The sequence below is a fragment of the Flavobacterium sp. CYK-55 genome (assembly GCF_018413465.1).
Classification (GTDB): domain Bacteria; phylum Bacteroidota; class Bacteroidia; order Flavobacteriales; family Flavobacteriaceae; genus Flavobacterium.
In genome coordinates, this window is sequence record NZ_JAHCDK010000011.1 from 36,678 (window position 1) to 59,553 (window position 22,876).

At 39.9% G+C, this 22,876-nt stretch carries 21 protein-coding genes; 16 read left to right on the plus strand and 5 right to left on the minus strand.

The features are described from left to right. Positions 1-34 precede the first annotated feature (34 nt). Entirely contained in the window at positions 35-1,114 is a 1,080-nt protein-coding gene (corA, locus tag KIH23_RS11420; protein WP_213213624.1) for a magnesium/cobalt transporter CorA, read from the plus strand. On the opposite strand, the gene KIH23_RS11425 is transcribed toward corA, so the two are convergent. Then, the gene (locus KIH23_RS11425; RefSeq protein ID WP_213213625.1) at positions 1,111-2,121 is read right to left on the minus strand and encodes a hypothetical protein; all 1,011 of its coding nucleotides are present in this window, start codon (positions 2,119-2,121) and stop codon (positions 1,111-1,113) included. The genes corA and KIH23_RS11425 overlap by 4 nt on opposite strands. 140 nt (positions 2,122-2,261) lie before the next feature. Here KIH23_RS11425 and KIH23_RS11430 point away from each other — a divergent pair, with 140 nt between their 5' ends. From KIH23_RS11430 to KIH23_RS11455, 6 genes are all read left to right on the plus strand, one after another. Beyond that, positions 2,262-4,421 (plus strand): TonB-dependent receptor, encoded by a 2,160-nt coding sequence (locus KIH23_RS11430; protein WP_213213626.1) that lies wholly within the window; start codon positions 2,262-2,264, stop codon positions 4,419-4,421. A 110-nt stretch (positions 4,422-4,531) separates the two neighbouring features. After that, a complete protein-coding gene (locus KIH23_RS11435) occupies positions 4,532-5,158 on the plus strand; it encodes a tetratricopeptide repeat protein (RefSeq protein ID WP_213213627.1) in 627 nt (208 codons plus the stop codon). A 27-nt stretch (positions 5,159-5,185) separates the two neighbouring features. Then, complete coding sequence (locus tag KIH23_RS11440) at positions 5,186-6,517, plus strand: histidine kinase (RefSeq protein WP_213213628.1); 1,332 nt, start codon at positions 5,186-5,188, stop codon at positions 6,515-6,517. A 7-nt stretch (positions 6,518-6,524) separates the two neighbouring features. Beyond that, complete coding sequence (locus KIH23_RS11445; RefSeq protein ID WP_213213629.1) at positions 6,525-6,845, plus strand: 2TM domain-containing protein; 321 nt, start codon at positions 6,525-6,527, stop codon at positions 6,843-6,845. Beyond that, complete coding sequence (locus KIH23_RS11450; protein WP_249684900.1) at positions 6,838-7,170, plus strand: 2TM domain-containing protein; 333 nt, start codon at positions 6,838-6,840, stop codon at positions 7,168-7,170. The genes KIH23_RS11445 and KIH23_RS11450 overlap by 8 nt, the downstream gene beginning before the upstream one ends. A 495-nt stretch (positions 7,171-7,665) precedes the next feature. Next, complete coding sequence (locus KIH23_RS11455) at positions 7,666-8,415, plus strand: LytR/AlgR family response regulator transcription factor (protein ID WP_213213630.1); 750 nt, start codon at positions 7,666-7,668, stop codon at positions 8,413-8,415. 98 nt (positions 8,416-8,513) lie between these two features. Here the strand turns inward: KIH23_RS11455 and KIH23_RS11460 are convergent, their stop codons facing one another. From KIH23_RS11460 to KIH23_RS11470, 3 genes are all read right to left on the minus strand, one after another. Beyond that, positions 8,514-9,536, minus strand: coding sequence for a COX15/CtaA family protein (locus tag KIH23_RS11460; RefSeq protein ID WP_213213631.1), 1,023 nt, complete (start codon positions 9,534-9,536; stop codon positions 8,514-8,516). 158 nt (positions 9,537-9,694) lie between these two features. Continuing rightward, positions 9,695-11,122: a CCA tRNA nucleotidyltransferase gene (locus tag KIH23_RS11465; protein ID WP_213213632.1), complete on the minus strand. Its 1,428-nt coding sequence runs from the start codon at positions 11,120-11,122 to the stop codon at positions 9,695-9,697. After that, positions 11,123-11,689 (minus strand): L-threonylcarbamoyladenylate synthase, encoded by a 567-nt coding sequence (locus tag KIH23_RS11470; protein WP_213213633.1) that lies wholly within the window; start codon positions 11,687-11,689, stop codon positions 11,123-11,125. It abuts the gene before it with no gap. A gap of 93 nt (positions 11,690-11,782) precedes the next feature. On the opposite strand from KIH23_RS11470, the gene pseB reads away from it, so the two are divergent. Genes pseB through KIH23_RS11510 form a run of 8 tightly spaced genes read left to right on the plus strand, consistent with a single transcriptional unit; the run spans position 11,783 to position 20,118 of the window. Further along, on the plus strand, positions 11,783-12,796 hold the full coding sequence (pseB, locus tag KIH23_RS11475; protein ID WP_213213634.1) for a UDP-N-acetylglucosamine 4,6-dehydratase (inverting): 1,014 nt from the start codon (positions 11,783-11,785) through the stop codon (positions 12,794-12,796). Positions 12,797-12,801: 5 nt separating this feature from the next. Beyond that, positions 12,802-13,989, plus strand: a complete 1,188-nt coding sequence (gene pseC / locus KIH23_RS11480) for a UDP-4-amino-4,6-dideoxy-N-acetyl-beta-L-altrosamine transaminase (RefSeq protein WP_213213635.1) — start codon at positions 12,802-12,804, stop codon at positions 13,987-13,989. Further along, on the plus strand, positions 13,982-14,668 hold the full coding sequence (pseF, locus tag KIH23_RS11485) for a pseudaminic acid cytidylyltransferase (protein WP_213213636.1): 687 nt from the start codon (positions 13,982-13,984) through the stop codon (positions 14,666-14,668). Before pseC ends, pseF begins: the two co-directional genes overlap by 8 nt. Continuing rightward, on the plus strand, positions 14,665-15,681 hold the full coding sequence (locus tag KIH23_RS11490; protein ID WP_213213637.1) for a GNAT family N-acetyltransferase: 1,017 nt from the start codon (positions 14,665-14,667) through the stop codon (positions 15,679-15,681). Before pseF ends, KIH23_RS11490 begins: the two co-directional genes overlap by 4 nt. Beyond that, entirely contained in the window at positions 15,678-16,703 is a 1,026-nt protein-coding gene (pseI, locus tag KIH23_RS11495) for a pseudaminic acid synthase (protein WP_213213638.1), read from the plus strand. The genes KIH23_RS11490 and pseI overlap by 4 nt, the downstream gene beginning before the upstream one ends. A gap of 30 nt (positions 16,704-16,733) precedes the next feature. Then, entirely contained in the window at positions 16,734-17,750 is a 1,017-nt protein-coding gene (locus tag KIH23_RS11500; protein WP_213213639.1) for a phytanoyl-CoA dioxygenase family protein, read from the plus strand. A 4-nt stretch (positions 17,751-17,754) separates the two neighbouring features. Beyond that, positions 17,755-19,224: a hypothetical protein gene (locus KIH23_RS11505; RefSeq protein ID WP_213213640.1), complete on the plus strand. Its 1,470-nt coding sequence runs from the start codon at positions 17,755-17,757 to the stop codon at positions 19,222-19,224. A 30-nt stretch (positions 19,225-19,254) separates the two neighbouring features. Then, positions 19,255-20,118, plus strand: coding sequence for a hypothetical protein (locus KIH23_RS11510; protein ID WP_213213641.1), 864 nt, complete (start codon positions 19,255-19,257; stop codon positions 20,116-20,118). Here the strand turns inward: KIH23_RS11510 and KIH23_RS11515 are convergent, their stop codons facing one another. Continuing rightward, positions 20,119-21,969 carry a DUF3413 domain-containing protein gene (locus KIH23_RS11515; RefSeq protein WP_213213642.1) on the minus strand — a complete coding sequence of 617 codons (1,851 nt, stop codon included), beginning with the start codon at positions 21,967-21,969 and terminating at the stop codon, positions 20,119-20,121. A 141-nt stretch (positions 21,970-22,110) separates the two neighbouring features. Between KIH23_RS11515 and KIH23_RS11520 the strand changes: the two genes are divergently transcribed. Further along, positions 22,111-22,875, plus strand: coding sequence for a lipopolysaccharide kinase InaA family protein (locus KIH23_RS11520; RefSeq protein ID WP_213213643.1), 765 nt, complete (start codon positions 22,111-22,113; stop codon positions 22,873-22,875). Position 22,876 lies beyond the last annotated feature (1 nt).

Sequence of the window (22,876 nt, forward strand, 5' to 3'; positions counted from 1 at the left end):
AAAAACTCCTATATTTAGTCACAAATAATTCTCAATGAAAAAAGTTCAATACGACAAGGTCAGAAAAGTACAACCTGAGTATTTTGTTTACACAGGTATGCATAATTCTGATCCGGTTGATATGCAAATGTTTGTATATAATGATACAGGTTATGAACAGTATGACCATGTTTCGGTAGATCGTATTCAAAAAGAAATTCAAGATGATAATCAGCTTCATGATGTGAAATGGCTCAATATTCACGGGCTACATCAGGTTGAAAAGATTCAAGAAATTGGACAAATTATACAATTAGAACCTTTTGTGGTGAGCGATATTCTCAATGTTACTCGTCGTCCGAAAATGGAAGAACTCGACGAGATTTTGTTTTTCAGTATCAAATCAATTTTACCAGATCGCGATAAGAAGCTGCGTGTTGAGCAATTAAGTTTTGTTTTAAAAGATAATTTACTGGTTTCATTTCAAGAAAAAAAGAGCGATTTTTTTGTGCACATTCGCGAACGCATCAAAACCCACAGTGGAATTGTACGTAAAAAGGGCAATGATTATCTGCTTTATTTGTTGCTTGACGCTGTGATGGAAAACTTCTACATCACTTTAGAATATTATGAAGGTTTGATTGATGTCTTGGTAACTGAATCAAAAACCAACGAAAATCAAGATGTTTTGGTGCGCATTGAAAAAACACGTGACGAGCTCAATTATCTCAAGCGATCGTTGCTTCCGTTGCGCGATGCGTTACTCAATCTCAAAAGCGAGCACAGCACCAATGATATCAAAGCGATTGCGCACAGTAATCATGTTTTCTTTGCTCGCTTGCACCAGAAATCTCTTGAAATTCTTGAGCAAATTGAGTACGACATGAACACGCTAGACAGCGCATCCAACTTTTATTTTTCGGCACAAAGCCACCGAATGAACCAAATCATGAAATTGCTTACCGCCGTTTCAGTCATCTTTATGCCACTGACTTTTATCGTAGGTGTTTACGGGATGAATTTTGAATTTATGCCTGAACTGCATTACAAACCTGCCTATTTTATGGTTTTAGGAGGTATGCTTATGATTGTGCTAGGAATGGTATTTTACTTTAAAAAGAAGAATTGGTTTTAGCGACTTGGTTTGAGTTTGAGCCAAATGCCTTTAATAGATGTAATATTGAGTGGGAATTCTAAGAAAACATGTGCCAAACTCAAAAAACTCAAAGCAATAAAACCAATTTTAAAGTTGTATATGTAAAGCCCGCAGCTAATAGCCCAGATGGCTAAAATAGTTTTGAGCTTGTTTCCGTTTAGGTTTTTCCCCCAACCAATAATAGATGTTTTTGAAAACCAATTCAGATAATGATAGGTATAAGCAAAAGCGATAAAGATTTGTATTTTGATGCCCATAACTGACATATATGCATACTGAGTTGATTTTTGTCCGTTGATAAAATCACTCAAAGTTCCACCGACTACAGCGAATCCACTGTCTTGAAAAGACTGTAAATTTTTATCGGATAAATTGTAATATTCAACCGGATTGATTTTGCTCATCCAAATAATCACCGGAACTAAAAACATCAAGACAATAGCGATGATTCCGGGTTGGCTTTTAGAATTCATGGTTCCGTATATCATGAACAAAAAAGTAAAAAGATAAACGTGAATCAAAGTAGGTACAAAAATCAATACTCCTAGTGAAAAATGAGGTAAAAAGTACATCGTTGGTATGGCCACTGCGGTACTTCCGGCTAAAAAGAGCCACAAGTATTTCATGTTTTTAAAGTGAATAAGCCCGATGGCAAACAACAGAGAAATCAATAATATCTCATCGGTTGATGCAACAATCCAATCAAAAAAACTTTTTGCAGCACTTGCTTTTGCCCAACTAAAGGCGTCTATCCGTTGTAAAAACGGAAGTGAAACTACCAATGATAAACCCACAAATAACCAAATCCATTTCGTGTTTTTTGAAAAGTAGTTTTTTTCTTTAAGCCAATTAATTTCAGTTAAATAATGCAACGGACCCAGAAAAGCATATGAGAATAAAAACATTTCGTACGGAACATGGAACGCTAAAAATAAGGATACAATAATTAGTATAACATTGAGCAAATCGATATCGCGGGTGTTCATGTTTTTTTGGTTTGTGTCGGTATCAAAAATAGCAATTATTATAGGGTAGAAACAATTCATCCTCAAAAAATGACAATTCGGTAGCGAATAATTTTTTTCTGAGCAGAAGCACTATACTTTTGGAGCACTAAACTTATAACATGAAAACCTTTATTACTTTTTGTTTATTGTTTTTAGGAACAACCATCTGGGCACAACAAACCATTTCAGGAACGGTTACGGACAACAAATCAAAACCGATTGCCGGCGCCAATATTTATTTAGACGGAACCTATGACGGTGCTTCGAGCGATGAAAAAGGCCATTTCTCATTCACCACAACCACCACAGGAAATCAAACTTTGGTGGTAAGTTTCTTGACTTTTGAAACCACTACACTCATGATTAATGTGGCTGATTTTAAAGAAAAAACCATCAAAATGCGCGAAAGCGTCAATTCATTAGATGCAGTTGTTGTTACCGCCGGAACTATGGAAACTGGTGAAAAAGCGCGTGTTTCGGTGCTCAAGCCACTCGATATTGTCACCACCGCTGGTTCGGCTGGAAACATCATTTCAGCTTTGCAAACTTTACCCGGAACGCAAAGCGTAGGCGAGGATGGTCGTTTGTTTGTACGCGGTGGCGAGGCCGATGAAACCCAAACCTTTGTGGATGGAATTCGCGTGGGGCAACCCTACGGAGCTTCGGCCAACAATGTGCCAACACGCGGTAGATTTTCACCGTTTTTGTTTAGCGGAATTTCATTCTCAACCGGAGGTTATTCGGCAGAATACGGTGAAGCTTTATCAAGTGTTTTATTGCTCAACACGCAAGATCAGGCCGATCAGAACAAAACTGATGTTTCACTGATGACCGTTGGTTTGGGTGTTGGACATACGCAAAAATGGAAGAAAAGTTCACTCAGCTTCAACACGGCTTATATCGATTTAGCGCCTTATCAGCTTTTGATTCCGCAAGATGTTGATTGGAATCGACCGTATCAATCCTTATCGGGCGAAACCGTTTACCGATACAATACCGAGCGTGGAATTTTTAAACTCTACGCCGCCTTTGATGCCGCGCGTTTTGACATCAATCAAGAAAGTATCAATTCAATCAACCCAATCAGATTCAATCTTGAAAACAACAATTTTTATCTGAATTCATCCTACAAAGCCAATTATTCAGGGCAATGGCAACTCACCACTGGCTTGGGTTATGGTTATGCGCATAATTTGATTTACATTGATCAAAACCAGGTGCGTAATGATGAGCATACATCGCACTTAAAACTCAAACTGCGCAAAGGTTTTTCGGATCGATTTAAGTTGTCGTTTGGCGGTGATTACTTCTTGACGCGATTCTCTGAATCCTATCAAGCTTATCAAGCAGATACCAACTTTTTAGATTATCATTCGGGCATTTTTGCCGGTTATACTGAAGGTGAATTATTTTTGTCGAAACAACTCGGAGCCAAAATCGGTGTTCGTTGGTCTTATAATGATTTGCTTAAAACTTCAGCGCTTACGCCGCGGGTTTCGGTGGCTTATAAATTCAATAAATCATCGCAGTTTTCACTGGCCTACGGAACTTTTGAGCAAACGCCCGGGCAAGCTTATCTAAAGTTTTCTAAATATCACCGCTTTGAGAACGAGCAAGCAGCACATTATATCTTGAATTTTCAATACGCCAAAAACAAAAAGACGTTGCGTTTAGAAGGTTATTATAAAGATTATCAGAATCTAATTAAATACGATACTGATCAAATTCAATACGATGCAAGATTCAGCAATGCCGGTAGCGGTTATGCCAAAGGAATCGACTGCTTTTGGCGGGATGGTTACACTTTTAAAAACTTAGAATATTGGGTGTCGTATTCGTACATCAACACCGAGCGCAATTATAAAAATTATAAAATCCAAACCACACCAAGCTTTGTAGCCAACCACAGTTTATCGGTTGTTACTAAATACTGGATTGAAAAATGGCGTTCGCAGTTGGGCTTAACGCAATCATTCGCTTCGGGCAGACCGTATACCAATCTGAATGAAGGCGGATTTTTAAACCAACGCACCAAATCATACAGCAGTTTGAGTTTTAGCTGGGCGTATTTGCTGAGCCAACAGAAGATTTTGTATTTTTCAGTGTCTAACGTGCTCGGAACGCAAAACGTTTTTGGTTATGAATATGCCAATCAACCCAACAGTACTGGTTATTACAACAGACGTGCGATTACACCCACGGCTGACCGATTTTTCTTTGTTGGATTTTTCTGGACCATCAGCGATAATAAAAAAGACAATCAACTCAATAATTTATAAGCTGCAATTCATCCTCAAAAATCAACAGTTCGGTAGTTTAAAATTGTACAGCTAAAACACTCAACCTACTTTTGAATTAGAAATTAATAACAAATCATAAAAACAAACTCATGAAAAAAATCATCACACTCGCAATTATTTTGATTACTGGATTCGTCCAAGCTCAACCCGGAAAATTTGAAGAAGGAATGGGCAAAGCCTTTGGTTTATGGGGCGAAGGAAAAAGCAAAGAAGCCTCAGATTTGTTTGAGCGCATTGCCTCAGCCGAAAAAGGAAGCTGGTTGCCCAACTATTATGTTTCATTGGTCAACACCACGGCTTCATTCATGGAAAAAGACAAAGAAAAAGTGAGCGCTCAACTTGCAAAAGCACAAAACGCCCTTGATACTGAATTGGCCAAAGATCCAAACAACTCAGAACTTTGGGTGATGCAAGCGATGATTTACACAGCGTGGGTGGTTTATGATCCGATGACCAACGGTATGAAACTCACCGGAAAAGTCATGGAAGCCTACGGAAAAGCACAGGCATTATCGCCTGAGAATCCGCGTGCTGTGTTCGGAAAAGCCGAATATGAACTCAACGGGGCTAAATATTTTGGCAGCGATACCAAACCGATGTGCGCTGAGATTGATCGTTCAATTGAACTCTTCAACAAGTTCAAACCAGAAACACCTTTCTCACCAAATTGGGGCTTGGATCGCGCATTAGAATCACAAAAAGGTTGTAAAAAGTAATTTGATATAAACCGTATTTCAAAAAAAATGAAAGCATTCTCACATACCTTCAGAGTTGGTTTACTGGCTTGTCTGGTGTTTGCAGTTATGGTCATGATCAATATGATGTTGGGTCATCAAGTTCATTTTGACCGCGGTTTGTTGATTAATTTTGGATACACGGTTTTATATACCTATGCTCTTTATTTTGCCAATGCTTTTATTTTTGTCGCTTTAGATAAATGGTTTAAAAGCGATAGATTCTCTAAAAAACGATTGTTTGTAGGTTTTTTAGGGTCATTTGTGGTGACGCTCATCGTTATTTTTTTATTGCATTTTCTGGAAGCCGTTTTGGTTGATCAACAAGATTTTAATGAGTTCCTGGCCAAAGAACGCGCCTCGAATTACATAGTATCAGTGGTGATTACTTTAATTGTGACTTTGTCTTTATACTCCTTTTACTTTTACAAAGCCTATCAAGATTCAAAGGTCAAAGAACAAAAAATCATCGCAGGTACAGCCAACGCTCAGTTTGAAAGTTTAAAAAACCAGATTGATCCGCATTTTTTGTTCAATAGCCTCAACGTTTTGAGTTCACTCATTGAAGAAAACCCCGATAGCGCGCAGAAGTTTACCACTTCGCTCTCAAAAATCTATCGCTATGTGCTCGAGCAAAAAGACAAAGAACTCGTGCCTTTATCTGAAGAACTTTCTTTTGCCAAAACCTATATGAACCTGCTCAAAATGCGTTTTGAAAACAGTTTGTTCTATGAGTTACCGATTGAAGAAATTGATCCTGAAGCCAAGGTGGTTCCGTTATCGTTGCAATTGTTGCTAGAAAATACCGTCAAGCACAACGTGGTAAGCGAGCAAAAACCTTTGCATATCAAAATTTATTTAGACGGCGATTATTTGGTGGTTGAAAACAATTATCAGAAAAAAGAAGTGCTTCAAGACCGAAAAGGTGTCGGTTTAGACAACATAGCCAGCCGTTATGGCATCATTACTCAAAGAAAAGTTTTGGTCAATCAAACCCAAGAGCATTTTGCAATACGCATTCCTATTTTAACCAAACAAGTCATCGGTATGGAACTATCACTTCAGCAACAAAACACAGCTTATTACAGAGCTAAAAAACGCGTAGATGAGCTCAAAGGATTTTACGGAAATCTCATTTCGTATTGCATCGTCATACCTATTTTGATTATCGTAAACCTCTATTTTATGCCTCAATTTCAATGGTTTTGGTTTTCGTTGTTCGGCTGGGGTTTTGGTTTGATTGGGCATGCCTTCAAGGTTTTTGGTTACGGAGGTCAATGGGAAGAACGCAAAATCAGACAAATCATGCATCAAAATCAACAATATAAAACTTGGAAATAATACAGTTATGGAAACAAATTTTAACCAACAAGATCAATACCTACGCGCTCAAAAGCAAGTAGAAGAACTCAAAGGTTTTTACGGCCATTTGGCTTCATACATAGTGGTTAATGCCGGGCTCATCGTGCTGAATTTGGTCACGTCGCCTGAGCAAATCTGGTTTATTTGGCCCTTGATTGGTTGGGGCATAGGGTTGGCTTTTCATGCCATGCGCGTCTTTAATTTCAGCCCATTTTTTGGCAAAGACTGGGAAGAACGCAAGATTCGTGAGTTTATGAAAGAAGAGCTCGAAAAAAGCAAAAAATATAATGAAATCTATCATGAATAATCATCTCAAATCACAGCAAAATCAGATGGATACAGAATATCAATGGGCGTACAAAAGAGTCAAAAAGCTCAAGAGTTTTTACACGCATTTAATGGTATATATTATCGTCAATATTTTCATTATGATTGCTCGTCAAAGCCCTGATTCTGCCGAAGAAAACCTTACTTTTTGGAGCTTTGAGAATTTCTCGGTGGTGTTCTTTTGGGGTTTCGGACTCGCTATGCATGCGTTCTCGGTTTTTGGCCAAGATTGGTTTTTAGGCAAGCGTTGGGAAGAAAACAAGATCAAAGAATTGATGCGCCGCGAAGAGCAGAGAAATGTTTAAGAAGTATAGCGCAACGGTCTAAAGGCGTAGCTTATTGGTCTTTTTAGGGCGTGCCACCGGCTGCGCTGCGCTGCGCCGCTGTCGGGCTGTTCGTTGCAATCTTTTTTTTCGTTCCTCAAAAAAGGATTTTCACTGCCATCCCTCACGCGTACAGTTTATTATTTAGACATTTATCTAAAATGAAACTTTAAAAGATACCTGAAGTCCACTGGACTTCCTCCTTTTAATTTCAAATCTCACGCAGCTGAAAGATTAGTGATTGAAGAATGTTGATTGTTGAACTAAACCTAAAATATCTGCCTCAATGACAACAATCTCTTTTGTCCTAAAGCGGAGCGTGTCTATTTTACAGCCATGCTTCAAAAATTAAACGATATATTCAGCAAGCAGCCGCCCGCGTGAGCGGTTGGAGCTAAGTGCCGTGCACTGCGTAAAACGCGACCCGCAGGGGCACGCCCAAAACAAAAGAGTTTTAATCATCATCAAATAAACAACATGCAAACCTTAATTATTGAAGACGAAAAACCCGCGGCGCGTTTGCTGCAACGAAAGCTTGAAAAGCTCGGTTTGGGCGTGAGTACCATGCTGCATTCGGTGCAAGAAGCGATCGTGTGGTTTGCGCAAAACCCGCATCCGGATTTGATTTTTCTCGATATTCAGCTTTCAGATGGTTTGTCGTTTGAGATTTTTGAGGCCATTGAAATCAAGAGCGCGATTATTTTTACCACGGCTTATGACCAATATGCGCTCAAGGCTTTTAAACTCAACAGTATTGATTATTTGCTCAAGCCGATTGATGAAGAAGAACTTGAAGCCGCGGTTCAGAAGTATCAATCGCGTCAACAAACCGTTTCATCAACTTTAGATTTTGAACAAATCAGGCAGATGTTTAGCGCCCAGCAGCCTAGTTTTAAAAAGCGTTTTACAGTAAAAGTTGGGCAACAGATCAAAGTGATTCCGGTAGATGATATTGAGTGTTTTTACAGCGAGAACAAAGGCACTTATTTGCATACTTTTGACAACCGAAGTTACTTGCTTGAAACCTCGCTTGATTTGCTCGAAAATGAGTTGGATCAGCAACAGTTTTTTCGGGTAAGTCGCAAGTTTATTGTTCCGCTCAAGGCCATCCGCGAAATCACGGTTTATACCAATTCAAGACTCAAATTAATCTTGCCTACTTATCGCGAAGATGAAGTAATTGTGAGCCGCGAACGCGTATCAGATTTTAAAACTTGGATCGGATAAATAACTTCATTCATGAAATGAAGTTTAGATATTTAATTTTCTAGAAAAGAATAATTTAAGTTTTCAATATAGAAATTATCTATATCTTTTTTTTGGCGTTATTTACTCAATCTGTGCAACGTATAAACGGTAAAGCTCAGCAAGATAAAAGCGCCCACTTGGTGCAGCAATCCGAGCGAAATCGGAACGTAATTCAAAAGCGTAAAAACACCCAAAGCAAACTGTATAACCACCATAACATTCATGGCATAAATACCTTTTTGCTGCTGCGCGTCTAAACCAAATTTACGCGATTTTACCAGCAGCCAAATTATCAACCCAGCTACGATATAAGCAAAAGTTCTGTGTACGAATTGCACGCCGCTTTTGCCTTCAGTTAGATTGAGCAATACGCTTTTTTGTTCTATCCAAACGCTGTCGTGAATGAGTTGTCCGTCGCTCATCAGCGGCCAATGGTTGTGCATCAGTCCGGCATTGAGACCGGCCACAAAACCACCGTAAATAATCTGAAATATCAAGGCAACCAGTGCCCATCGAGCTATTTTTCTGAGTTCACTAACGGGAAGTTTTCGCTCTGGATAAACCAAATCCAACGCCACCCAAAGTGTGTAAGCAAAGGTCAAAAACGCAAAAGTTAAATGCAGCGAAAGTCTAAAATGGCTTACGTCTGGGTTGTCTACCAATCCGCTTTTCACCATAAACCAACCAAAGAAACCTTGTAAAGCGCCCATGCCCAAAAGCACAAAACACTTTTGCAGCGTGCTTTTATCGAATTGTTTTTTATACCAGAAATAAGCAAACGGGATGATGAAAACCATTCCAATCACACGGCCGATAAGCCTGTGAAACCATTCCCAGAAATAAATAAACTTATAATCAGACAGCGTAAAATGGTTGTGAATATTGATTTTTTGATACTCAGGAAACTTCTGATATTCAGCAAAAGCGTGTTGCCAAGCGGCCTCGCTCATCGGCGGAAAAGTATCGGTCACCAAATGCCAATCGGTCATTGAAAGCCCAGAATTGGTCAAGCGCGTAATACCACCCACAATAACCATTATAAACACCAAAACACAGCCGCTGAGCAGCCAGATAATTACAGATTTGTTTGCTTTTTTCATGATATTTGAGACTGTTTGATTTCTTTTTTTTGAGCTTTTTTAGAAGCTATTTCCCGCTGTTTGATTTCTAAGTGTTTTGCTGAAGCAAAATACCTGAAGCCCACTGGGCTTCCTCCTCTTAATATCAAATCATCGGGGCTAGGGCAGCAGCGTTTGGTTTATGTAGCTGCTTTTTTTAAACCCATTTGGTCGGCTTTGCGCATCATAAACTCATAAGCCGCGGTGTATTCATTGGCAATGTCGCCTTCAAGAATCGCTTCTTTAATGGCTTCTTTGAGCGTGCCAATCTCGCGCGATGGCGGCAAATTAAAAATCTCCATGATTTCTTCACCGGTAATAGGCGGCTGAAAATTGCGCACATGGTCGCGTTCTTCAACCTCGACTATTTTTTGGCGCACGATTTCAAAGTTCTTATGATATTTCTTAAACTTAATCGGGTTTTTTGTCGTGATGTCTGCCTCGCACAAAATCATCAGTGATTCCACATCTTCGCCGGCGTCAAAAACCAATCTGCGCACCGCTGAATCGGTCACCAAATCTTGCGAAAGCACAATCGGACGCGAACTCATCATGACCATTTTTTGCACAAACTTCATTTTTTGATTCAGCGGCATATGTAATCTTTCAAAGATTTTCTTGACCATTTTTCCGCCTAAAAATTCGTGCCCGTGAAAAGTCCAACCTTGTTTTTTGTTGAAGCGTTTGGTAGGCGCTTTGCCAATATCGTGTAACAGTGCAGCCCAGCGCAACCACAAATTATCGGTGTTGCGGCAAATGTTGTCTACAACTTCAAGGGTGTGATAAAAGTTGTTTTTATGGGTTTGTCCTTCAATTTCTTCTACCTGATTCAGCGCGGTAAGTTCAGGCAGAATAATCGGCAACAAACCGGTTTTGTACAACAATAAAAAACCCAGCGATGGCGTATCAGTCAATAAAATTTTGTTGAGTTCTTCAACAATGCGCTCTCCCGAAATAATTTTGATACGCTCGTTGTTTTGGCTTATCGCCTCAAGTGATTTTTCTTCAATTTCAAAACCGAGTTGGTTGGCAAATCGAATTGCGCGCAGCATTCTGAGCGGATCATCTGAGTAGGTAATGTCCGGATCAAGTGGCGTTCGAATGATTTTATTTTTCAAATCTTCCAAGCCATTAAACGGGTCAAGTAAATCTCCGTAAGAATCTGGATTTAAAGAAATTGCCAGTGCGTTGATGGTGAAATCACGTCGATTTTGATCATCTTCTAAACTCCCGTTTTCAACCACCGGATTACGGCTTTCAAAAAAGTAACTTTCTTTGCGCGCACCCACAAATTCAATGTCGGTATCTTCAAAGCGCAACATGGCTGTTCCGTAATTTTTAAAAACCTGAACTTTGGGTTTGTTGGGTAAAAGTTCAGCTACTTTGAGCGCCAAATCAATGCCGCTGCCCACCGTGACAATGTCGATGTCTTTTTTGAAATTTCTTTGCAATAAAAAATCGCGTACAAAACCACCAATCACATAGCTTTTGAGGTTCATTTGCTCTGAAGCTTTTGCTACGACTTCAAAAATCGGATGTTGTAAGGCGTTGGGGTAATTTGCTTTCATTTACGGGCGAATAATTTTAACCTGTGCATCTTGGGTCAGTTTGATAATAGTTGACGGCTTTGACGCTGTTTTATCGCGGTGCAAATTTACTACATAGTCAACACCCTTGATAATTTCGGGTGAAATTTCTTTGAATGAAAGTGGCGTGGGTTGCCCTGATATATTGGCCGAAGTTGAAACCAATGGCTTTTTCATGCGTTCCATGAGTTTATAGCAAAACGGTTCTTTGACAAGTCTAATGCCCAAGGTTTTGTCTGAGGCAATTAAATTGGCTGCTACATTTCTGGGGTCGTCTAAAATCAGTGTTGTAGGTTTTTCAGATAAATCTAAAATTTGCCAAGCTACTTCCGGAATGTCTTTAAAAACCTGATACATCATGCGTTCTCCGTTCATCAGGCAAATCATGCTTTTGGTTTCTTCGCGTTGTTTGAGTTGGTATATTTTCTGAACAGCCTCTGCATTGGTGGCATCACAACCCAAACCCCAGACGGTATCAGTCGGGTATAAGATGATTCCGCCATTCTGAATCACCTCAAAAGCATGGTGAACTTCGGTATTGATATCCATAGTAAAAATTTGTGCAAAGATAATAAACAGCTGTTTTTTTTAAGGCCAAAAAAATGATTCTTTTGAGTATATTTGCTCATTAAAATTGAACAAATGCTCAGTAACAAATCCATTCTCATTACCGGAGGAACCGGTTCACTCGGAAAAGAACTCACCAAAACTATACTGCAAAAATGGCCCGATGTAAAGCGATTGGTCATTTATTCACGTGATGAACAAAAACAATATCAAATGGCTCAAGAATTTCCTGAGTCAAAATATGCTGCAATTCGTTATTTTATTGGCGATGTTCGTGATTTAGAACGCCTCAAACGCGCTTTCAACGGTATTGATTATGTGATTCACGCAGCAGCCATGAAACATGTGCACATTGCTGAGTACAATCCGGATGAATGTGTTAAAACCAATATCGGAGGTGCCGAGAATGTGATCAAAGCGGCTCTTTCATCTCATGTGACCAAAGTAGTGGCTTTGTCTACTGATAAAGCTTGCGCACCGATCAATTTGTACGGTGCGACCAAACTTACTTCAGACAAATTGTTCATTGCGGCCAACAACATCAAAGGCCATCAAGATATTCGTTTTTCGGTAGTTCGTTACGGAAATGTAATGGGCTCAAATGGTTCGGTGATTCCTTATTTTATGGCCAAGCGCGATGAAGGCGTATTGCCGATTACCGATCCGACCATGACGCGTTTTAATATTTCGCTTCAAGGCGGTGTTGATATGGTTTTGCATGCACTTGATCAGGCTTGGGGTGGCGAATTGTTTGTACCCAAAATTCCATCGTATAAAATTTTAGATGTGGCTCAGGCGATTGCTCCCAACTGTGAACATCGCGTGGTAGGAATTCGTCCGGGCGAGAAAATTCACGAAGAAATGATTACCGCTTCAGACTCGTTTACGACCTATGATTTAGGAAAGTACTATGTGATTTTGCCGCAAGTAACCAATTGGAATTTAGAAGATTACAAAAAAGAATTCAATGCGCAATTGGTACCGCAAGGATTCAGCTATACATCGGGGGACAACACCGAATGGGAAACCGTTGACTCGATGCGCAGCCAAATAAAAGAACATTTATATCCTGATTTTCAACCGAAGTAATCGTTATGATACCCTACGGAAAACAACATATTACACAAGCAGATATTGACGCGGTAAGTGTGGCGCTTCAAGGTGATTTTCTCACCCAAGGGCCAACCATTTTGGCATTTGAACAAGCTTTTTCAAAATACATTGGTTGTGCATATGCTGTGGCGGTTGCCAACGGAACAGCCGCTTTGCATTTATCGGCTTTGGCGCTCAATGTTCAGCCGGGTCAAAAAATCATTACTTCGCCCATAACTTTTGCTGCTTCGGCCAATTGTATTCGTTATTGTGGTGGTGAAGTCGTGTTTGCCGATATTGATCCTAAAACGTATTTGCTCGACATTAAAAAAGTTCAAGCTTTGTTAGAAGCTGCTCCGCGCGGAACATACCACGGAATCGTTCCGGTTGATTTTGCCGGAAATGCTGTTGATCTCGAGGCTTTCAGAAAATTAGCCAACGAGCACGGATTGTGGTTGCTTGAAGATGCTTGTCATGCGCCCGGCGGTTTTTTTACCGACGGCAATGGCCAGCCTCAAAATTGCGGCAATGGTCAGTTTGCTGATTTGGCTATTTTTTCATTTCATCCGGTCAAGCATATTGCTACCGGCGAAGGTGGAATGATTACCACCAACGACGAAAAATTATACCGCAAATTACTCGAGTTGCGCACCCACGGAATCACGCGTGATACCGCTCAGTTCAAAAATTCAAAATCTTTCGCAGCCGGCCAGCCTGTTGATGAGCAGTCATCTTTTCCGGGTTGGTATATGGAAATGCAAACTTTGGGTTATAATTACCGATTTACCGATTTTCAGGCAGCTCTGGGCATTAGCCAATTATCGCGTGCCGATGAGGGAATTGCTCGTCGTCGCGCCATTGCTGAGCGCTATCAAAAAGCTTTTGAAAATAAAACCTTCATTCAAGGACAATCAGGTGTGGTTGCTGGACATGCTTATCATTTATATGTGATTGAGGTTCCCAATCGCCTGGGTTTGTACAACTATTTGCGCGAACAACAAATTTTTGCGCAGATTCATTACATTCCGTGTCATTTGATGCCTTATTACCGTGATTTAGGTTGGAACGAAGGCGATTTGCCAATGGCTGAAACATATTACAAACATTGTATTAGTTTGCCGATGTATCCAACATTGACGGATGAGCAACAGGATTTTGTGATTCAATCCATCAAGAATTTTTATGCCTAGACTGGCCATCATACCGGCTCGTGGCGGAAGCAAACGAATTCCGCGCAAGAACATTCGAGATTTTCTCGGAAAACCCATTATTGCTTATGCCATTGAAGCTGCTCTTGAAAGTGGCTTGTTTGACCAAGTCATTGTGTCAACCGACGATGTACAAATTGCTGAAATTGCTAGAAATTTCGGAGCAGAGACTCCTTTTTTACGCAGTGCTCAAAACAGCAATGATACCGCAACTACAGCCGATGTAATATCAGAAGTTTTGGATGCCTATAAAAAACAGCACATCGTTTGGCAACAAGCAGCCTGTATTTATCCGTGTGCACCTTTTGTCACCGCTGATTTGCTCCTGCAAGCTTCGAGGGTTTTAGCCCAACAGCAAGCCGATGTTGTTTTTCCGGTGATTCGCTACGGACATCCCATTCAAAGAGCTTTAAAGTTAGATGCAGCCGGAAAAATAAGTTCACTTTTGGACGGTTATACACAAACCAGAACCCAAGATTTAGAATCGGCTTTTCACGATGCAGGTATGTTTTACTTTTTTGATGTGGCCAGATTTGAACAAACCCGATCTCTCAGAACAGAAAATACCATCGCTATTGAAATTGACGAAAACCACGCACAAGATATTGACAGCGAATCAGATTGGCAATTGGCAGAACTCAAATATCAGAACCTAAAATGAGACCATACAAATGTTTAAATCAATCCATTTTTAGCGCGCAGGCTTTTCATATTGAGCCTATTCGCGATGAAGATCAGCGGGCGATTATGAACATTCGCAACGAACAATTGTATCATTTGCGTCAGGCCGAACCTTTAACGCCCGAAAAACAAGCGCATTATTTCTCGACGGTTGTAGCAGATTTGTTTAAGCAAGAAAAGCCTTCGCAATTGCTTTTTTCTTTTTTTGAAAACGATGTGTTTATTGGCTATGGCGGATTGGTGCACATCAATTGGATTGATTTGAACGCTGAGATTTCATTTGTCATGAAGACTGAGTTAGAAAAAGAACATTTTGCTCATTATTGGACTCATTATCTAAACCTCATTGAGCAAGTGGCTTTTGAAGCATTAAATTTTCACAAGATTTTTACCTACGCTTTTGATTTGCGTCCGCATTTGTATCCGGTTTTAGAATCGTGCGGTTTTAAGCCAGAAGCGCGTTTGCCCGAACATTGTTGGTTTGAAAATCGCTTTTATGATGTGGTTTATCACGGTAAAATCAACCGAAATTTACATTTTAGACGAGCAACTCAATCTGATGCGCGATTGTATTTTGATTGGGCCAATGATGCCAGTGTTCGAGCACATTCGTATCAATCTCAAACCATTGATTGGGAAACCCATTTGGCTTGGTTTACCCAAAAATGCGCCGATCCAACTTGTTTGATGCTGGTCTTTGAAAATCATCTACAGCAAGCCGTTGGGCAAGTCAGAATTCAAAACAATCCTGAGCAACAAGCCGTTATTGGTATTTCGGTTGATGCTCATCACCGCGCAAAAGGTTATGCCAGCAAAATGATTGCCCAAGCTGCCGATTATTTCTTACAACAAAATCCGTCAGCGGTGATCAATGCTTATATAAAATTATCGAATCCGGCCTCGGCACATGCCTTTCAAAAAGCGGGATTTAGTTTGTTTAAAACGCTGGATTATCAGCAAATTCCCAGCGAACAATACACCAAAAGTCTATGAGAATAGCCCATCATAACATCAATGCGCAGAGTCCGGTTTTTATCATCGCCGAACTTTCTGCCAACCACAACGGAAGTCTTGAAAATGCGCTCGAAACCATCAAAGCGGCCAAAAGAGCTGGCGCCGATTGTATCAAGTTGCAAACCTATACAGCCGACACCATTACCTTAGATTCTGATCAAGAAGATTTTTTGATCAAAGGAACCATTTGGGAAGGTCGAAAATTACACGAATTATATCAAGAAGCCTACACGCCTTGGGCATGGCACAAGCAATTGTATGAGGCCGCTACTGCCGAAGGTTTGGTGTGCTTTTCTTCGCCTTTTGACAAAACAGCGGTTGATTTGCTTGAATCGCTCCATTCGCCGGCGTATAAAATTGCTTCGTTTGAAATTACCGATATTCCGCTGATTGAATACGTGGCATCCAAAGGAAAACCAGTGATCATTTCAACCGGAATTGCCCGTCAAGAAGATATTGAACTGGCCTTGGATGCTTGCCACAGAATGGGTAACCACGAGATTGCTTTGCTCAAATGTACTTCGAGTTATCCGGCTCCGATTGAAGAAGCCAATATGGTTATGGTGCGCGATTTAGCCGAGCGATATGGCGTGATTACTGGTTTGTCGGACCACACCATGGGCAGCACGGTTCCGATTGTAGCCACGGCTTTTGGTGCCAAAATCATTGAGAAACACTTTATTTTAGATCGATCGATTGGTGGCCCCGATGCTTCTTTTTCGATGAATGAAGCTGAATTTACTGCGATGGTTCAAGCGGTCCGCGAGACCGAAAAAGCCATCGGTATCGTTGATTATGAATTGACCGAAAAGCAAGCCAAAGGCAGAGATTTTAGTCGTTCTCTATACATTGCACAAGAGGTCAAAGCAGGCGATATGCTTACGGAGGAAAATTTGCGTTCGGTGCGCCCGGGTTTTGGAATGCATCCGAAATACCTCAAAGATTATCTCGGCAAACCAGCCTCGCGTTCTTATCACAAAGGCGATCGATTTGAAGGATAAAAGCTTATTTTTAAACCAAAGAACTCATTTATGATAGCACCTATTGCCCGTTGGATCAAAAAGGCTAAATACCAAAAAAGGTTTTCAAGCGAATACAAGAATTTCATACAACATCAGGCTCATACGCCCAAAGGTTATGCGGCTTTCAGAAAGTTATTCGTGCTCACCCGCGGAAAAAGCAACGATGCGCTTTCGGCAGATATCAACCAAAAAATAGGCAAATATCCTGAGGTTTCGTTGGATGGAATTTTAGCAAACTTTACGGGTGAATCGCTTCAAAAAGCGGTGGCGCAAATGCAAAAAGACGGTTTTTATATTTTTGAACAAAAGCTTGATGCAGCGGTTATTGAAGAAATTTATCGCTACGCACAACAAACACCGGCCAGTTATATTGACGTAAATCATTCCGGCCAAGCTTATACAAAAGAGCAGATTTTATTTGATCCGAAAAAACCGGTTTCACCTCGTTATCAATTCAATGACCGACAAGTTTTGGCTTGCGCGCCTTTACAAAAACTTATTTTTGACACTTCTTTACTGGCTTTTGCCCAGGAATATTTGGGATGCAAACCCATTTTAGATATTGTGGCTTTTTGGTGGAGCGCCCCTTTTGGCGGTAAAGCCAAGAATGCTGCAGCACAGATGTATCATTTTGATTTAGACAGAATCAAGTTCATCAAATTCTTTTTTTATCTCACCGATGTCGATACGCATACCGGACCTCATTGCTATGTTAAAGGTTCGCATCAGACTTTGCCTTCAGCAATTGATCGCGACGGTCGTTTTGAAGACGAAGAAATGTCGGCGGTGTACGGAGCCGAAAATGTTTTGGAACTGGCCGGTAAAAAAGGAACCATCATGGCTGTTGATACGCGAGGATTTCACAAAGGTAAAGAACTCGAACACGGCGAGCGTTTGTTGTTTCAGATTCAATATACCAACAGCATGTTTGGGCAATCGTATGCCAAATTTGATGCGCAAAGTATTTTACCTGAATACGCGCAACAAATCCAACAATATTCTTATTCTTACCAAAATATAGCTTAGTCTTATGTCTATAGAAAGCATCCAAAATCAAAAAATTCTCCTTCAGACTTCGAATCACCCGACGCCACATTTGGAAACCGAACTCGAAATTATGCAGCGTTTGCTCGAGCAAGGAAACACCATTTATTGGATGATTTGTCAAGGCGATTTTCAGACATGCTTTCACAATCCGCAGCACAAAATCATGCATTGTCAGGTTTGTCATTCACGGGTAAATCAAGGCGCTCGCGTTTTAAAGCAAAGCATTGAGAACCATCAGAATTTGCATATTATTCATTATCGCGATTACCTCAAATTGGCTGATTTTAAAACGAAAGGTTATCCGGATGGTTTGTCTTTTGATTCAATTGATGCACTCAAAACGCATCAATACAAAAACTATGACAATGGTTTGGCGACGATGTCATCACTGGTTTCTTTTACGCGTGACCATCGCCCGGATTTGCGCAAACACCAAGATTTTATTCAGCGCGGATTATTGACCGGCGCCTATTTATACGACACTTTTGATTTGGTGACTGATCAAATCCAACCCGATTTGGTTATTTTATTCAACGGTAGATTTATTGAAAACCGTCCGTTGTTGCGTATTTGTGAACACAAGAATATTCGCTATGCGACGCATGAACGCGGCGGAAAAATGAAAAACTTTTTGTTCCGATTCAATTCGATTCCGCATTCGTTTGAAGCCATTGCTGAAGAAATCCAAACGCTTTGGCAAAGAAACGACCCGAAACGCGATGAGATTGGCGCGCATTTTTACAACAAACGCGTCAAAAGGGTAGAAGATGCTTGGTATTCGTTTACTAAAAACCAAAAATACGGACAGCTTCCGGCGAGTTTTGAGCAGAACAAAGACAAAAAAATCATCACGATTTTTAATTCGTCTTTAGATGAATACGAAGGTTTGTCGGGTTTTGGACCAAAGTTTTATCCAAACGACAACGACGGTATTTTGCAGTTGTGCGAAAGCCTCAAAGCGCATCCGAACATCAAAGTGTATATGCGTGTTCACCCGAACCTCAAAGGCATTGACAATACACAAAACCGTTTTATTAATAACCAACTCAAGAATTCAAATCTAGAGATTATTCCGCCCGAAGATACCGTTGACAGTTATGAACTCGTAAACAAAAGCGATATTATTATTGTCTTTACATCAACGGTGGGTATTGAGGCAGCTTTTGCCGGTAAAAAAGTGGTTTTGCTTGGGCGGGCGGCTTATGAGAGCCTTGATTGCGCGGTGATTCCGAAAAGTCATGAAGAACTGATGACAATTTTGACCGATGATGACTATGTTTTTCCGACCATCAATCCTGAAAATCCTATTAAGTTTGGTTATTGGTTTGAGAGTTATGGTATTGATTATAAGCATTATCAACCGCAAGGCATCAGCAAAGGTTTGTTCAACGGAAAACGCATCAAAGCCAATTTTATCTTGCGCAGAATCAAGCGTTTGGCCAAATGGTTTTAATCGTTCATTTTAATTTCTAAGTCTTTTATTATGAAGAAAATACACGTCGGTTTTTTGTTGTCTTATGATTATGAATTGCTCAAAAAATCATTGCCAACGGTTTATCAAGATGCCGATCGAATTTTCTTGGCCCGAGATAAAGAACTCAGAACCTGGAAAGGTCAAACCTTTACAATTGATTCGGCTTTTTACGATTGGCTCAAAGCTTTTGATGTTGATGATAAAATTGAGATTTACGAAGATGATTTTTATGTTCCGGAGTTGTCCACCATGGAGAATGACACCCGCGAGCGAACAATGCTTTCACAAAAAATGGGCATTGGCAATTGGCTGATTCAAGTTGATTCTGATGAGTATTTTATCGACTTTAAAAAATTTGTGGCCGACCTCAGAAAATACGATCATTATCTGGACAACCCTGAGAAAAATAAGATTCAGATTTTTGCTTTTTGGCTCATTATTTACAAATACACCCAAAACGGAATTCTGTATGTTGATCAGCCGCAAAAGGCCGTTTTTGCTACTAATTACCCAAATTATACCCAAGCGCGCAGAACCAGTGAACGCGTTATTTATGTAGATAGCTTGGTTTTGCATGAATCTGTGGCGAGGTCGGAATCAGAATTGAGATTCAAAATTGAGAATTGGTCGCACAATGTTGATGTGAATCCGGACTTTTTAGATAAATGGATCCAAGTTGACGAAACCAATTATGAGCAAATGACCGATTATTATTATATTGAACCGGAACGTTGGAAGAAACTCAGTTATTTTCCGACCCATGATATTGCCGAAATCAAGAATTTTATGGCCGGCTCTGCGAATTTAAAAATCACCAAAACTTTTATTGCACTCAAGAATTTTGGACAATGGTTTAAATTTTTGTTCAAATAATTACTTCTTCTTAAAAAATCGATTGAGGTTTTTCATTTCTTGGGTCACCAGTTCGTAATCGATTTGCTCATCGGTTAAAGGTTGAAGCTTTTTATCGGTCACATCAAACAACCCCGACGGATAAATATTGGTAATCTGATTGGGCTGAATGACTGCAAATCTTTGGTTGTAACCACAGATAAAGCTTTTTCTGACTTTTGGTTGATACATGTCACAGCCAAAACTATACGCTGAAATCGGATTTTTGACGCCTAAATAATGTTGCATGATGGTAGGTGCTAAATCGTAATGCAACGTTTGCGCGGTTTGCTTTTGAGGTGCTTTGGAAGCATCAAAAATCATCATTGGCGTTCTGATTTGGTAATCGGTAAAGTTACCGCCGTGTTGCCAATATCCTTTGTGGTTGTCGTTAAATTCTTGCCCATGATCTGAGGTAATAACGACTATCGTATTGTTCAATTGACCGCTTTGTTCGAGCTGTTGCAGCACTTGACCAATCAAACTGTCAATATAATGCAGCGAGTTTTTGTAGCGATTGATCAGCTGGGTCGGATTGTAATCATCATCCAATTCGAGATAATTGACCTCGGTAAGCGATGGTTTAAAAACGATGGGATAATCTTTCGGATAATCAAATCCGTGGGCTGAGTCATAAAACAAAAAGCCAAAAAACGGTTCTTTCTTTTGGGTGAATTGGGTAAAATGTTGCAGCCATAAATCATTGATTTCTCGGTCGCGATCAGCCGGACGTTCAGCTTTTGAAGCCAAGCGCAGATTCGGAATATGTGATAACACATTGCGGTTAAACGGAGGATTCTCCACATTTGAACTGCTCAAAATATCGAGCTGATATTTTTGTTTCTGCAATTCGGACATCATCACCGGTTGAATTTCTTGCCCGGTAAAGGTGTCAAAATAGGTGGCCGGAATTCCGTAGAACAAGGAGAAAATTCCGCCTGTGGTCATATTTGATCCGCTAAAATGGTTTTCAAAAACCTGACAGCGTTTTGAGAAAGCATAAATATTTGGGGTAATTTGCTCGTTCATCATACCGTTGCGCCAAGTATCAATCACCAAATACAAGATGTTTTTTTTAGGTTGCACACTATCAGAAATAATAGGTTGAAGCGGATATTGCACATTTTGTGAAGCCTGTTGTTGGGCCATTTGCTCATTGCGTTTGGCTTTTTCTAAATCAACCAAACCAAGTTTCATGAGCAAGCTATCGGCTGTAAGCGGATAAAAAACCGGAAAAGCATTTTTGATTTGGGTCACCGGTCTGAAGTAATTGGCATCTGACCATGCATAAACAAAATGCGAAGTCAGCAGTGCTAAAAACCAAATCAGTAAAGTAGATTTGATGCGTAGCGAAATGTTTTTAAGGATGATTTTTTGCGCCAAAAGATAAAACAAGACTTGTAAGCCCACGAGCAAAAGCACAAATAAAATGACCAATAGTAAATTTAAAGTTGAGAATTGAAAAATATCTGAAGCGCGTTTGCCAAAAACCAATTTGAGTACAATGGGTGATAAGTGATAGCGAAATTGCTCAAATATTACCGCATCGAGTTTGATAATTACCAACAGTAAAGTCGATAAAATGATGTGAAAAACTTGGGTAATTTTTTCGGATTTTGTGATTTTAAAAAGTAATAAGCTCACCAAAAGCGGAAGGCTTCCGATCAAAAAGAAATGACTCATCGTGGTTAGACCTAAATATATTTTGAGCCCAAAGCCTTCGATATTTTCAAGAAAATGAATGTATTTAAACGATATTAAAAAAACAACAACCAAATTCATCAGAAACACCAAGTAGAGTTTTCTTTGAAATAAGGACGCTTTATCTTGCATAACCCAGATGAGATAATAAACAATAAATGAATAACTTAGGCTTTTTAAGATGTTAATTTTAAAGCCTTGGGCGGTAAAAATAGCTATTAAATTGCAAAAATATAATGCATTAGCTACTTTTGTTCATATATAAAGATTTGAATGCGTTTAATTGTCAATCCTCGTTTTGAAAACCAAAAACCCGAAATAAAAGGGTTTATTGAAAATTTTGACCATACGGGGAAAATGTTCGTTGATGGGCAGCGCAATAAAATCAAATTGTTTGAACTTGGTGATACTACACTCAACATCAAATCTTTTAAAATTCCGAATCTTATTAATCGTGTAGCTTATAAGTTTTTTCGAAAATCAAAAGCGCGTCGATCGTATGAATTTGCCATGCGCTTGCTTGAAAATGGCATCGGAACACCACAGCCAATTGCCTACAGCGAAAGCGCTTCGTGGTGGAGCATGGGCCGCAGCTTTTATGTGAGTGAACAACTCTCGGTTGATTTGACTTATCGCGAACTCGTTGAGATTCCCGATTATCCCGATGCAGAAAATATCTTGCGTCAGTTTGTTCGTTTTAGCTTTTCATTGCACGAAAAAGGCATTGAGTTTTTAGATCATTCGCCTGGGAATACCTTGATTAAAAAGCGCGAGAACGGTTTGTATGATTTTTATTTGGTTGATTTGAACCGAATGAATTTTCACGATTCGCTTGATTTTGAAACGCGCATGAAAAACCTTTCGCATTTGACTCCGCAGAAAAAGATGGTTGATTTGATGAGTAATGAATACGCTCGTTTATACACTCAAAAATCCGAAGCTGAAATTGCCCAGCGCATGTGGTTTTACACTGATGATTTTCAGCGAAAATTTCATCAAAAAAGGCGATTGAAAAAGAAACTCAAATTCTGGAAATAAT